Origin of the sequence: Bacillus sp. OTU2372 (genome assembly GCF_038440275.1) — a bacterium.
GTDB classification, from domain to species: Bacteria; Bacillota; Bacilli; order Bacillales; family Cytobacillaceae; genus Neobacillus; species Neobacillus bataviensis_B.
The window spans coordinates 48,131-61,230 of record NZ_JASATK010000005.1; the positions used below are offsets into that span (position 1 = coordinate 48,131).

General features: G+C 41.8%; 11 protein-coding genes. 9 read left to right on the forward strand and 2 right to left on the reverse strand.

The window, feature by feature from the left end; genetic code table 11:
• Positions 1-22: 22 nt before the first annotated feature.
• Positions 23-1,957: an SEC-C metal-binding domain-containing protein gene (locus tag AAHB15_RS10980; RefSeq protein WP_342042384.1), complete on the reverse strand. Its 1,935-nt coding sequence runs from the start codon at positions 1,955-1,957 to the stop codon at positions 23-25.
• Positions 1,958-2,247: 290 nt separating this feature from the next.
• Here AAHB15_RS10980 and prfB point away from each other — a divergent pair.
• The 9 genes from prfB to AAHB15_RS11025 all read left to right on the forward strand — a co-directional run bounded on the left by prfB (position 2,248) and on the right by AAHB15_RS11025 (position 11,629).
• A protein-coding gene (prfB, locus tag AAHB15_RS10985; protein ID WP_335572006.1) for a peptide chain release factor 2 occupies positions 2,248-3,349 on the forward strand; the annotation gives its coding sequence in 2 pieces (ribosomal slippage) (positions 2,248-2,319 and positions 2,321-3,349; 1,101 coding nt in all).
• Positions 3,350-3,568: 219 nt separating this feature from the next.
• Positions 3,569-4,435 (forward strand): YitT family protein, encoded by an 867-nt coding sequence (locus AAHB15_RS10990; protein ID WP_144566672.1) that lies wholly within the window; start codon positions 3,569-3,571, stop codon positions 4,433-4,435.
• 53 nt (positions 4,436-4,488) lie between these two features.
• Complete coding sequence (gene cccB, locus AAHB15_RS10995) at positions 4,489-4,836, forward strand: cytochrome c551 (protein ID WP_335572007.1); 348 nt, start codon at positions 4,489-4,491, stop codon at positions 4,834-4,836.
• Between the two features lie 557 nt (positions 4,837-5,393).
• Positions 5,394-6,080, forward strand: a complete 687-nt coding sequence (ftsE, locus tag AAHB15_RS11000) for a cell division ATP-binding protein FtsE (RefSeq protein ID WP_144566674.1) — start codon at positions 5,394-5,396, stop codon at positions 6,078-6,080.
• Positions 6,070-6,963 carry a permease-like cell division protein FtsX gene (ftsX, locus tag AAHB15_RS11005; protein WP_098530924.1) on the forward strand — a complete coding sequence of 298 codons (894 nt, stop codon included), beginning with the start codon at positions 6,070-6,072 and terminating at the stop codon, positions 6,961-6,963. Before ftsE ends, ftsX begins: the two co-directional genes overlap by 11 nt.
• A 99-nt stretch (positions 6,964-7,062) precedes the next feature.
• Entirely contained in the window at positions 7,063-8,376 is a 1,314-nt protein-coding gene (locus tag AAHB15_RS11010; protein ID WP_335572008.1) for a murein hydrolase activator EnvC family protein, read from the forward strand.
• Positions 8,377-8,648: 272 nt separating this feature from the next.
• Positions 8,649-10,103 carry a S41 family peptidase gene (locus tag AAHB15_RS11015; protein ID WP_335572009.1) on the forward strand — a complete coding sequence of 485 codons (1,455 nt, stop codon included), beginning with the start codon at positions 8,649-8,651 and terminating at the stop codon, positions 10,101-10,103.
• Positions 10,104-10,151: 48 nt separating this feature from the next.
• The gene (locus tag AAHB15_RS11020) at positions 10,152-10,316 is read left to right on the forward strand and encodes a hypothetical protein (protein ID WP_335572010.1); all 165 of its coding nucleotides are present in this window, start codon (positions 10,152-10,154) and stop codon (positions 10,314-10,316) included.
• A gap of 119 nt (positions 10,317-10,435) precedes the next feature.
• Positions 10,436-11,629: a PDZ domain-containing protein gene (locus AAHB15_RS11025; protein ID WP_335572011.1), complete on the forward strand. Its 1,194-nt coding sequence runs from the start codon at positions 10,436-10,438 to the stop codon at positions 11,627-11,629.
• 71 nt (positions 11,630-11,700) lie between these two features.
• Here AAHB15_RS11025 and AAHB15_RS11030 read toward each other — a convergent pair whose 3' ends face one another.
• Positions 11,701-13,092, reverse strand: a complete 1,392-nt coding sequence (locus AAHB15_RS11030) for an NAD-dependent succinate-semialdehyde dehydrogenase (RefSeq protein WP_335572012.1) — start codon at positions 13,090-13,092, stop codon at positions 11,701-11,703.
• Positions 13,093-13,100 lie beyond the last annotated feature (8 nt).

Consider the following 13,100-nt stretch of genomic DNA (forward strand, 5'->3'; position numbering starts at 1 on the left):
TCGAAGGATTTTTTGAACAAATCTATTTCCCCTTCAACCACTCCACCAACCCATCAACCTTCTTCCACAAATGCAAATGCATATCCGCATAAACAATCGCTTCGTTTTCATCCCCGACACCATAAAAATCAGGAGGGTAGGCAGGCAATCGTTTTTTGCCGGTTAAATAAGGAATCACAAACTTGTTTTCCTTTTTAGCACCTTTCAAGAGCATCTCGGCTTTAGCTGTAAAACCATGCTCACATAATTCCAATAATAGCCGGTTATATAGGTTCTGAGCAGTCGTCTCTTCATATTCTTCAAGAATACCATGAGCCTTTTTAAACTCACCCAAATCCATATAAGCAACAAATAAGGAGAAACGGACACCTTGGTTATCCATTGGATTTAATTCAAGCAATTCTTCGTATTGCCGGGCCGCCTGTGCTACTTTACCCTGAACTGAAAGGGCCTCGGCATAATGAAGTTTTGCCCGCATAAATGGTCTTGTTTCGAGCAATCCCCAAAAATAACCTTTGTTCTCCTTGAAAAAGTTCTTACCTAGGTCTCGCTCGCCGGCTTGGATTCCTTTTTCATATAATAATATTGCTTCCTCTAAGCTCTTAGTTTTTTCGGCAAGAATCACGTACGCGTCAACACAATTCGGATTTAGCTTTAACGCTTTTTCTGCTAATTTATACCTCTGCTTACCATCAGTTTGGAAGGCGTCATAAATCAGGTTGCGTGCCTGTTCCTCATCACGCCTCGATACTTTTCGCACGTTGGTTTTCTTCGTGTGCTTATCTGCAGCACTTGGAAGTGTCTTAACGGTAGAGGTCTTATCCGTTTTCTTCGCATCTTGAGCCGCCTTATTTGCAGGGAATTCTATCACAGGTGCTATTTGAACGAGAGGAGTCTCGAGCGTATCATCTTCCCCATAGAGGATCCCGATTAACTCGGCCAGTTCCTCTGCTAATTCAAATTCTAAATCAGATACAACCGAGGAAATACTTCCGGCGGAAACTCCATATTGTTTTGCTAGATCCTTTTGTGTAAATTGTTCTATTGGGGCAACCATTGCCAATAAATAATGAAGAGCGGCTACATATATTTTTGGATTTTGGATTCGCTTTTGTTTTTTTTGACAAAAATGATGCCAAAGAATCAAGCCAGTATCTAAGACTTGTGGCGGCAGCTGCATTTGCAGCTTGTCCTTAAAAAGATCTGCTACTTCCTTGTAAATAGGAGCAGGCCAATCCATTTGGTCGACTTCCACTAAACCGCCAACCATTGGCAGCTCGCTTAGCACCAACATAAAAAGATTTGTCAAATACTCTTGAGGTGTGTCGTACTCTTCCTCAAAACTGCAATCCTCGATGTAGGAAATAGCAAGCTCTGATTTGAGTCCCTCCAGCTCTAATGGTGCTGGGAAAAATACATATTGATGTTCAAATGGGAGCAGAATCCCCGTGAAAAACGAGCCTTCTTTTACTTGAATGAAGTCTGTTAAATTAATGGCCTCAAGTTGTTCCGATGTGAAGCCGTCTTCGATTGTCAGCGTGTTATTTTCGATAGACAAAACTTTCCCGGCGATGGTTCTTGCATCCGTCCATGTTTGTAATATATGTCTTAATTTAGGACGTTTCATTTTTCCAGCTTCGGCACGAATGAATTTTTCAATAATTGTTTCCCCATCATCCAACTCTTCAAACAAGGAAAACCATATGGAATGAATCATTTCATAGAATTCCCGTTCTTGGTCTGTTTCAATGTCTAGCATCTGTTCAAGCAGTTCAAAATCCTCAGCCATTTCATGACCAAAGTGATAGTAAGCAAAATGGAGGAACTGTTTTTGCAGCTCTTCTATTTCATTGACAAGCACCTCAGTGATGGAAATGGCGTCATTCGCTCCGCAGCACTTTTTATACTTTTTTCCACTCCCGCAAGGACAAGGTTCATTACGATTTATTTTCTCCATTCGCCTTTGCTCCTTCTCAATAAATTGGCTCTCGTACTGTAGGTATTTATGTATATGTCTCTAGTTAAAATCCGGATTGTCCCTATTTAATAGTACCATCTTTGACACAATGAAATATATAAATACTAAGGATATTTAATGGAATTTTATGATTTGTAATGGAGTGATTTATGAAAAATAAAATGGACGCATGGCCAAATTTTGAATTTATTTAGGTTAACACGCTATAATGGATAGGGACTGACTAATTAAAAAAACATAACGGATTAATTTTTATAGAGGTGAAGAAAATGGAATTAGCAGAAATTCGGAATGAACTTGAGAAAACAGCTAAGACATTAGCGGACTTTAGGGGGTCTCTTTGACCTTGAAAATAAAGAAGCCAGAATTGCCGAGCTAGATGATGAAATGCTTCATCCTGATTTTTGGAATAACCAGGAAAAGGCACAAGCCGTTATCAGCGAGGCAAATGGTTTAAAAGATCAAGTGAACGAGTTCATGGAGTTAAATGACTCCTATGAGAATCTCGAACTAACCTACGAACTTGTCAAAGAAGAAAATGATGAGGAATTAAGGGCAGAGCTCGAAGAAGAGCTGGAACAATTAACAAGCCGTTTAAGCCAGTTTGAACTTCAGCTCCTTTTAAGTGAGGAATATGATAAAAATAATGCCATTCTTGAGCTGCATCCTGGTGCCGGCGGGACAGAATCACAGGACTGGGGCTCGATGCTGCTGCGGATGTATACCCGCTGGGCGGAGAAGAAGGGCTTTAAAGTGGAAACACTTGACTATCTGCCCGGTGATGAAGCAGGGATCAAGAGTGTCACATTGTCGATTAAAGGCCATAATGCTTATGGCTATTTGAAAGCAGAAAAAGGGGTTCACCGGCTTGTTCGGATTTCTCCATTTGACGCTTCAGGGCGACGTCATACCTCATTTGTTTCCTGCGAAGTTATGCCTGAATTTAATGAAGAAATTCAGGTTGAAGTCCGTACGGAGGATTTAAAAATTGATACGTACCGTGCAACGGGTGCAGGTGGACAGCATATCAACACAACAGATTCGGCGGTCCGGATTACCCACCTTCCAACAGGAGTTGTCGTTACCTGCCAATCGGAACGTTCACAGATTAAAAACCGTGAGTCGGCGATGAAAATGTTAAAAGCGAAGCTGTATCAACGGGAAATTGAGCGTCAGGAGCAAGAACTTTTAGAAATCCGCGGCGAACAGAAGGAAATTGGCTGGGGAAGCCAAATCCGTTCCTATGTCTTCCATCCTTATTCCATGGTAAAAGACCATCGGACGAATACGGAAAGTGGAAATGTTCAAGCGGTTATGGACGGAGACTTGGATCAGTTTATTAACGCTTACTTGCGTTCGAGAATTTCATAACAATCAAGAGCCTTTGCCGAAAAATTTTGGCAAAGGCTTTTCTTTTTCTAATGAAATGATAGTGAAAGGCAAAAGCTACAACTAGCTAATGAAAATCACGACAAGGAGTTTCACTTTATTACCACTTTACCACGTTAACTTAATGCCATTTACACCAATATTTATGAAATGCTATACTCACTTTCAGATTTAGATAGAAAATAGAGGAGAATCTGTTGTATGAACGTATTTAACAACCTAACACAAACCTATCCGAAACTGAGAGTGGCGTTTGAATATATTCTCGTGTTAATAGGGGCGGCAATCATCGCCATAACCTTTAATGTGTTTTTGCTCCCAAACCAAGTCGCTTCAGGCGGAGTAAGCGGAATTAGTACCATTTTAAAGGGAGTATTTGGATGGGAACCAGCCTATGTTCAATGGGCCTTTAATATTCCGTTATTTATTGCTGGTGTTTCCTTTTTAGGAAAACAATTCGGAGTGAAAACTCTTGCCGGAACCATCTTTCTTCCATTTGTTGTTTTTCTGACCAAACATCTTGAGCCTTGGACACATGATGCCCTTCTTGGAGCATTATTTGGAGGAATAGGCGTAGGACTTGGGCTTGGAATTGTTTTCCGAGGAAATGGCTCCACTGGTGGCACCGATGTAGCTGCTCAAATCATCAATAAATATACCGGTTTTACCCTTGGCAGATGCGTTGTCATCATCGATGGGTTGATTGTTCTTACAGCTGCGGCTGTCTTTGATATTGAAAAAGGATTGTATGCGTTAATTGCCCTATTTGTGACAAGTAAAACGATCGACCTTGTTCAGGTAGGCTTTAACGGTTCAAAAATGGCTATGATCATTACGAATAACCAGGATGAAGTTCGAGAAGGAATCTTGAATAAAATTGACCGTGGAGTGACAAAACTATCAGCATATGGTGGTTTTACAGACCATGAACGGCCAGTGCTCATGTGCGTGGTAGATCAAACGGAGTTCACAAAATTGAAACATTTGGTCAAAACCCTTGACCCATCTGCATTCGTGATTGTTATGGACGCTGCTGAGGTGCTTGGTGAAGGTTTCAAACGCGCATAGGATTGGTATAATAGTACATTGATGGAAACATTTACTTTAAAGGGGGTAATGTGATGATGAAGAAATTGTTAACCCTATTACTCGGAATCTCTCTTGTGATGGGACTTGCAGCTTGTGGAGGCGGTAACAACAAGGACACGTCAAAAGATAATGGCGGCGGTACGACGAAAACCTCAAATGCAAGTGATGCTCAAAAGATCTACGACCAAAAATGCTCTAGCTGTCACGGCGGCGACATGAAGGGTGCGATGGGGCCAAACTTAACTAAGGTTGGTTCAAAGTATTCAAAAGATGAAATCTTAGACATTCTTAAAAACGGTAAATCAGGCGGAATGCCTGCAAAAGTGGTAACCGGCGATGATGCTGAAACTATGGCAACATGGCTTGCAGCGAAAAAATAAGGAATATACGAAAACGTTCTGTTACGATAAACAGGGCGTTTTTTATTTTGAGATTGACTTTGACTTTGAGAATTGTCTAGCTCCAGCGCCTAGCCCCTCGATGGTCTACAGCTTATCCAGTTGCGGCTCCTTGGGACGCAAGTCTAAGCCACCCCCTGAAGAAGGCAAAAGGCGCCTTCTTGCAGGGTACGTCTTAGCCTAGAGTCCCAGGACAGTCGCCTCCACATTTAGGACAATCCGTCCAAAAGGTTAAACAGCAACCTTTCGGCCGGCTCGTTTTATGTCGGGGCTAGGAAAAAATGAACTACTTTTTTCCCTGATCAAGGCGCTTGCACTTTTCTAAGTAAGTTGCGAATAGTGAAAATTTTGTCAAGTTTTGTTTTTTGATTGAAAAGAAACTGTAATACAATTACCACTTTTTTTAGCGAATTATGATGTTATAATAAAAATATGCGAGATTATGCACATATTGTTTGTTATTTTGGTCCATTGTGTAAAAAATACGAAGATTATTGTCGAATTTTATTCGAACTAACTTCCAATATAGGTGATAATAAATGATCGAATTACAAGATGTATATAAAAAGTATCCGAATGGTGTAACAGCCATAAATGGGATAGATGTCCAAATTAATCAAGGCGAATTTGTCTATGTTGTTGGTCCTAGTGGTGCCGGTAAGTCGACCTTCATTAAAATGATGTATCGTGAAGAAGTACCATCTACAGGAACGATTACGATGAATGGCGTCAACCTTGCCAAATTAAAAATGAAAAAAGTGCCACTGTTTAGACGGAATTTAGGCGTGGTTTTCCAGGACTTTAAACTCCTTCCTTCCCTAACGGTTTATGAAAATGTGGCATTTGCACTTGAGGTAATTGAGGCCCAGCCAAAATTTATCCGCAAGCGAGTAATGGAAGTACTCGACCTTGTTGGTTTAAAGCATAAAATTAAAATGCTGCCAACAGAGCTGTCCGGTGGTGAACAACAGCGTGTTTCAATTGCCCGCTCGATTGTGAACTCTCCAAAAGTTGTGATTGCGGACGAGCCGACTGGTAATCTTGACCCGGAAACGTCATGGGAAATCATGAAGATTTTTGAAGAAATCAATAATCGAGGAACAACTGTTGTGATGGCAACTCATAACAGAGAGATCGTAAATACATTAAAACATCGCGTTATTGCTATTGAAGGCGGCAAGATTGTTCGCGATGAGCAAAGAGGTGACTACGGTTATGAAAATTAGAACAATTGGCCGTCACGCCCGTGAAAGTTTAAAGAGCATTAAGAGAAACGGCTGGATGACTTTTGCATCCATTGGTGCCGTTACCGTTACACTAATCCTAGTCGGTGTCTTTTACGCCATTATGATGAATCTTAACCGGGTGGCCCAAACGATTGAAGAGGACGTAGAAATCCGTGTGCATATCGATGTGGCTGCTAATCAACAAAATCAGCAAACCTTAAAAAATGAGATTGCTAGTATCCCAGAAGTAAAAAGTATCGAATTTTCGCCGAAAACAAAAGAATTGGATAATCTAGTAAAAAATCTCGGTGAGGACGGAAAAGCGTTTAAGCTTTTTGAACAAGATAATCCGTTAAATGATGTTTTTATCGTCAAGACGAAAGACCCTGCTGATACGATGAAAGTGGCGAAGCAGATTGAAAAAGACAACTTTGTCGCAAAGGTTAAATACGGTCAGGGCAAGGTTGAAAAATTATTTAAGTTTATCAATGCGGCTCGAAATGTTGGGATTGTTCTTGTCATTGGCTTATTCTTTACGGCTATTTTCTTAATCTCGAATACGATTAAGATTACGATTATTGCGAGACGAAGAGAAATTAAGATTATGAGATTAGTAGGAGCAACGAATACCTTTATTCGTTGGCCGTTCTTCCTAGAAGGTCTGTGGCTCGGAATTGTTGGTTCCATTTTACCGATTGTACTGATTTCGATTGCCTACTATCGTGCCTATGATTATTTAGGACCTAAGCTTCAAGGGACTTTTATTAAGGTATTGCCATTTGACCCATTTGTCTATCAACTTTCAGGCATATTAATTCTAATGGGTGCCTTAATAGGCGTTTGGGGCAGTGTCATGTCCGTACGTAAGTTTTTAAAAGTTTAATTTGTAAGGAAGGACGGCACGCTCTGTCCTTCCTTCAGTTATGAATAAAGATTGTCGATAACGAGTTACCTGTGTATAGAGAGATGGAGGAACAATCGGATGAGGAAAACAGTAATGAGCCTTGCCGTTACGGCAACGGTTGGGTTTGGAACCATTTTTGGAGGAACATCTGTTATAACAGAAGCTGCATCAATCTCCAGCTTAAAAGGCGAACAAAACAAAATCCAGGAACAACGCTCCGGTATAAATTCTACTATTAATCAAAAAAACAATCAGATTAGTGATTTACAGAATCAGCAGGCAGATGTAAAAAGTGAAATCACAAGAATTGATTACGCGATTACCGACTCAACCAATAAGATTAAAGAAAAAACAGCGAAGCTTGAAAGCACGAAGGCTGAAATTATGGAACTTCAAGGTCAAATGGAGGTCATCAAAGACCGGATTGAAAAGCGGAATGTTTTGTTGAAGGACAGGGCCCGCAGCTATCAAGAAACAGGCGGTATGGTTAACTATATCGATGTTTTAATGGGTTCGGAAAACTTTAGTGACTTTGTTGATCGTGCCAATGCTGTCGTGACGATTATGCAGGCGGACCAGGCCATCTTAAAAGAGCATGAGGCAGATAAACAAGAACTAGAAACAAAACAAAATGAAGTCAAAACAAATCTTGCCAGCTTGGAAAAAATGGTGTCGGATTTACAAACATTGAATCAACAATTAAGTGCCCAAAAGGCGGAAAAAGATAAATTATTAGCAAGCCTAAAGGAACAGGAAAACGAAGCACATGAAGGCGTGATGGATTTACAAGAGCAAGATGCCCTCCTTGCAGCTCAACAGGCAGCTATTCAAAAAGCAATCTCGATGGAGCAGGAAGCACAAGCGAGAGCAGCTGCAGAAGCAGCTGCAGAAGCGGCTGAAGCTGCAAAGCGCAAGGCGGCTAGCAGCAGTAATACAAGTTCTAGCAGTAGTTCTAGCCAAGTAAGTTCAGGAGCGACACCTGGCGTATCGAGCGGCTATTGGACACAGCCTGCTGTCGGTTATTTAAGCTCTGGTTTTGGAGTGCGTGGCAGTGAAAGACACGCCGGTGTAGACATTGCCAACCGTGCAGCAGTGCCAATTGTTGCCGCAGCTGATGGTGTCGTGATTCGATCCTATTTATCTAGCACATATGGAAACTGTATCTTTGTCTCCCACTCTATTAATGGACAGGTTTATACCACTGTCTATGCCCACATGACAACCCGTATGGTCGGAAGTGGAGCAGTCGTGAAAAAAGGCCAGCAAATTGGCGTCATGGGTAACACCGGCGCATCTCATGGCCAGCATTTACACTTTGAACTTCATAAAGGTCCTTGGACACAGGATAAGCGCTTTGCGATTAATCCCGTCGGCATTGTACCGCTCCCATAACATCAAAAGGAAGGAACCAACTGGTTTCTTCCTTTTTCTTTTTTATAAGTTGGCTGTTTATTTCCGCTCCAGCCCCGTACTCCCACAGGCGTCTTCCGCTCCAATCTACCTGGCCCAAAATAAAACAATAACTTTTAACATTAAAGGGCTCATCCCTCTTTTTAATCATAACTCGTCCTTTCCTTACATATAAGTTAATAATCGGGCAGGAGTTCGGTGGATTTTTGAGAAATAGATAGGACAGGCATTTTTTTACTTGAGGAGGATTCGGGATGAATCGTAGATGGATTGCCCTGTTAATGACGGGTTCACTGCTGACAGGAGCAGGCGGCACTTATGCTGGAATGACTTATTTTAATAAAACAGATGCCACATCCAAATTGGAGCAAGCAGTCAGCCCAAAAGAACAGGCTGCCACAGCCGAGGAAAATACAGACAATCTTGTAAAGGTAGAACAGGCCTATGATCTCATTTTAAACCGCTACGTGGAGAAAGTGGATCGGGATCAATTAGTTGAAGGAGCCATCCAAGGGATGCTGTCCGTATTAAAAGACCCGTATTCGGTGTATATGGACAAGGATACCGCTAAGCAATTCTCGCAAACATTAGAATCTTCTTTTGAAGGTATTGGTGCCGAGGTTGGTATGGTGGACGGTAAAATTGTTATTGTCTCCCCTTTTAAAAATTCTCCGGCTGAAAAAGCAGGCATCAAGCCGAATGACCAAATTTTAAAGGTCAATGGAAAAAGTGTGGAAGGTCTCGATTTAAGTAAAGCAACTCTCAAAATTCGCGGAAAAAAAGGGACCACTGTTGAATTAGAAATAGCCAGAACAGGCCTTAAAGATCCACTGACCATTGACGTTAAGCGGGACGAAATTCCACTCGAGACCGTTCATTCTTCAATCAAGAAACAGGATGGGAAAAAGATCGGCTATATTGAAATTACCACATTCTCAGAGGATACCGCTGCCGATTTTAAGAAGGATTTAAAGGCGCTTGAGAATGACAATATCAAAGGGTTGATCCTTGATGTGCGCGGTAACCCTGGCGGCTTGTTAGACAGTGTCGGAGAAATTTTAAAAGAGTTCGTTCCAAAGGATAAACCATATGTGCAAGTAGAGCAGCGAAATGGTGAAAGGCAACGTTTCTTCTCAACCCTTTCTAAGAAAAAGGATTATCCAGTCCTTGTCCTTGTTAACAAAGGCAGTGCCTCTGCATCTGAAATACTGGCAGGTTCTCTCCAGGAGGCGGACGGATATAAGCTTGTTGGGGAAACGACATTTGGCAAAGGGACTGTTCAGCAGGCGATTCCAATGGGAGATGGCAGCAATATTAAGCTGACATTGGCCAAGTGGCTGACACCGGACGGAAACTGGATTCATAAGAAAGGAATTAAACCGGATGTAGCAATCCAGCAGCCGGCTATCTTTGATACCCATCCCATTCAGGTCGATAAACCACTGGCGGAGGATATGAACAATGAACAGGTGAAGAATGCTCAGGAAATCTTAGATGGATTGGGATTTGAGCCTGGCCGGAAAGATGGTTATTTTAGCGAAGAAACAAAGGTAGCGGTGAAGGGCTTCCAGCAGGAACATAATCTGCCAGCTAATGGGAAAATTGATGAAAAGACAGCTGCTAAGCTGGAAGAAGCAGCTGTGAAGGAAATGAAAAAAGAGAAAAATGATTTGCAGCTGAAAATGGCACTGAAGTTAATTTCAAAATAAACGACCTGACAGGGGCTTTTAGCCTCTGTTTTTTTATGGAAGTAAATCGTGGTTCAGAGTTGGTTTGGCAGGAATATTGTCTATTTCGGCGGAATTATCGAGAATTTCCGCGGAAATAGTGGCGGGTTGCGCGGAAATAGTTCTGAAATTCGCGGAATTCCTACAAAAGTTGGCGGAATCCTCCAATCTAATCAAAATGAATGGATATTTTAACTCATTTTCCTTTTTCTAAAAACTAGCAATTTGTTTTATGTTATTAATTTGGTAAAATAAAGTTTAAGAGATTTTTATTTCATATATCTAGAAATTTTTAATAGAGGCAGGTGCAGGAAATGGTAGAAACGTGGCTTGTAGAGCTTATGAAAGGGACAGGCAGGTTCTTTCTTCATCCTGTTTTATACTATCTCGTTTTCCTTGCAGGTGTATTAGGAGTCATGAGGGTAAAACGTGAACGGAAAAATTTTCATATTCGAGCGGAGGACGCCTATTTTGAACTTCGGCAGTTATTTCCATTGGGAATGGTGATTGGGCTTGTGCTGTCGATCGTCACGATTGCTGCAGGAATCGCGGTTCCATTTGCAGCCATTTTGCTTATTACAGTTTTCACGCTAATCTGGTCACTGACCACCAATATACGTCTGATGTCACCGGCGTATACCATTGGGGCTGCATTTTTTGCGATCATTATCATTGCACAAAATAACTGGTCGGTTCCGCTTTTTTCACAGACGTTTTCTTCGATTGGTGATAAAGTCTATCCCTCAATGGTTGTCATTCTCGGATTATTGTTACTGGCAGAAGGTATCTTGATTTTTAAAAATGCCAGCAAAGGTTCTTCCCCTAAGCTGGCAAAAAGTAAGCGTGGACAGGTAGTTGGGGTCCATGAGGTCAAACGCCTTTGGATGGTGCCCTTGTTCTTGCTGATCCCCGGAAATGCCCTTCATCTGCCTTTTGATTGGTGGCCTGTTTTCCATTTGGGGACGAAAGAGTATTCATTAATCTTTGTTCCCTTTGCGATTGGTTTCCACCAGCAAATTAAAGGAATGCTTCCAAAGGTGGCGATTGAGCTTCACGGCCGCCGGGTTATCATCCTTGGCGCGCTAATTTCACTGTTTTCTTTGCTAGGCTATTGGTATCCATTGATTTCGATTGTTGTAGCCGCACTGGCTGTCATTGGCCGCGAACTGTTAGCACTGTTTGCTTATTTGAAAGATGACAGTATGACGTCTTATTTTTCCAAGAAGAATAACGGTGTCATGATTATTGGGGTTATTCCGGAATCACCGGCGAGTAAGATGGGACTTCAGGTCGGGGAAATTATCTCCAAGGCCAATGGTGTTGTGGTCCGCGACGAACAAACCTTTTATGAAGCACTGCAAAAAAATCGTGCCCACTGTAAGCTCGAAGTATTCGACACAAAAGGCGAAATCCGCTTTGTGCAGCGTGCTCTTTATGAGGGAGACCATCATGAGCTTGGCGTTCTGTTTGTTCAAGATGAACGGAAGTATGATGAAAAGATTGGATAGTGAGAGGGCCACTACCGGTTGGTAGTGGCTCTTCATTATCATATGAAGAAAATCAAAAGATCCTCTGACTTTTAAAGATTTCCGATAGATAGATACTTTGTTTCCAAGTAAGGTTCAATCCCTTCGAGACCTCCTTCGCGGCCGATTCCACTTTCCTTCATCCCGCCGAAAGGAATGTGAGCTCCGGATGGTGCACCATCATTCCAGCCGACAATGCCAAAATCCAGATTTTCACTTAAATATGTTCCGGTTTTATAGTTATTTGTAAAGAAATAGGCAGCTAGACCAAATGGCGTACTATTGGCGATCTCAACTGCTTCCTCTAAGCTCTTAAAGGTAATGATTGGTGCAACGGGACCAAACGTTTCCTCCTGCATAATGTTCATATCAAGTGAAACATTTGTTAAGACAGTAGGATAGACGAAGAAGTAACCTTGTTCTTTATCGGCGTTAAATTGGTTTCCCGCCAGGACTATTGCCCCTTTTTCAACCGCATCATTTATTTGATCGACAATTTTATTGTATCCTTTTTCGTTAATAATAGGACCTACCTGTGTTTCTTTATCCAGCCCATTGCCAACTTTCAACTTTTTCGTTGCTTCTGCTAATTTCATAGAGAAGGCTTTTTCAATCGTTTCATGGACAATGATTCGGTTTGCACATACACATGTTTGTCCAGCATTCCTAAACTTTGTGAGGATTGTTTGCTGGACAGCAAAATCCAGGTCCGCATCTTCCGCAACGATGAGAGGGGCGTGGCCGCCTAATTCCATCGTCATGTGTTTCACAGTATTAGCGCTGTTTTGGATTAACTGCTTTCCAACAGGGGTAGAACCTGTAAAAGTAATTTTGCGAACATGCTCACTGCTTGTAAAAAGATCACCGATCTTCGATCCAGAACCATTCACGTATTGGATGACATCGGCTGGAATTCCTGCTTCGTGGGCGAGCTCGATTAATCTGATGGTTGTTAACGGTGTTTCAACCGCCGGTTTTACAATAAACGGGCAGCCAGCAGCCAAAGCAGGTGCTGCTTTTCTTGTCATCATCGCCGCTGGGAAATTCCACGGTGTAATCGCTGCTACTAAACCGATCGGTTGTTTTGTAACAACAATTCTTTTCGTTTCAGATGAAGCAGGGACGGTTCTTCCGTAAATGCGTTTTGCTTCTTCTGCATACCAATCAATGTAGCTTGTCGCATAATCAACTTCACCGAGAGATTCACTCAGCGGCTTGCCGTTTTCCAACGTCATGATTTCAGCAATTTCCGCTTTATGCTCTTGAATGATTTTTGCCCATTTTCTTAATAACCGGGAGCGTTCATGGGCATTTATTTTTGCCCATTTTTTAAAGCTGTCATTCCCGATTTTTAATGCTTGCTTGACTTCTTCATCTGTATTTATTCGGATTTCTTTGATCAATTCACCTGTTGCTGGATTCTTTACTTCTAATAGATCAGTCATTTATGTCC

Excerpts from the sequence above, each read along its gene's own strand:
- ftsE (WP_144566674.1), top strand. The coding sequence starts at position 5,394 with ATGATCGAATTACAAGATGTATATAAAAAGTATCCGAATGGTGTAACA.
- AAHB15_RS11025 (WP_335572011.1), top strand. The coding sequence starts at position 10,436 with ATGGTAGAAACGTGGCTTGTAGAGCTTATGAAAGGGACAGGCAGGTTC.
- AAHB15_RS11030 (WP_335572012.1), bottom strand. The coding sequence starts at position 13,092 with ATGACTGATCTATTAGAAGTAAAGAATCCAGCAACAGGTGAATTGATC.
- ftsX (WP_098530924.1), top strand. The coding sequence starts at position 6,070 with ATGAAAATTAGAACAATTGGCCGTCACGCCCGTGAAAGTTTAAAGAGC.
- AAHB15_RS11015 (WP_335572009.1), top strand. The coding sequence starts at position 8,649 with ATGAATCGTAGATGGATTGCCCTGTTAATGACGGGTTCACTGCTGACA.
- AAHB15_RS10980 (WP_342042384.1), bottom strand. The coding sequence starts at position 1,957 with ATGGAGAAAATAAATCGTAATGAACCTTGTCCTTGCGGGAGTGGAAAA.
- AAHB15_RS10990 (WP_144566672.1), top strand. The coding sequence starts at position 3,569 with ATGAACGTATTTAACAACCTAACACAAACCTATCCGAAACTGAGAGTG.
- cccB (WP_335572007.1), top strand. The coding sequence starts at position 4,489 with ATGATGAAGAAATTGTTAACCCTATTACTCGGAATCTCTCTTGTGATG.
- AAHB15_RS11010 (WP_335572008.1), top strand. The coding sequence starts at position 7,063 with ATGAGGAAAACAGTAATGAGCCTTGCCGTTACGGCAACGGTTGGGTTT.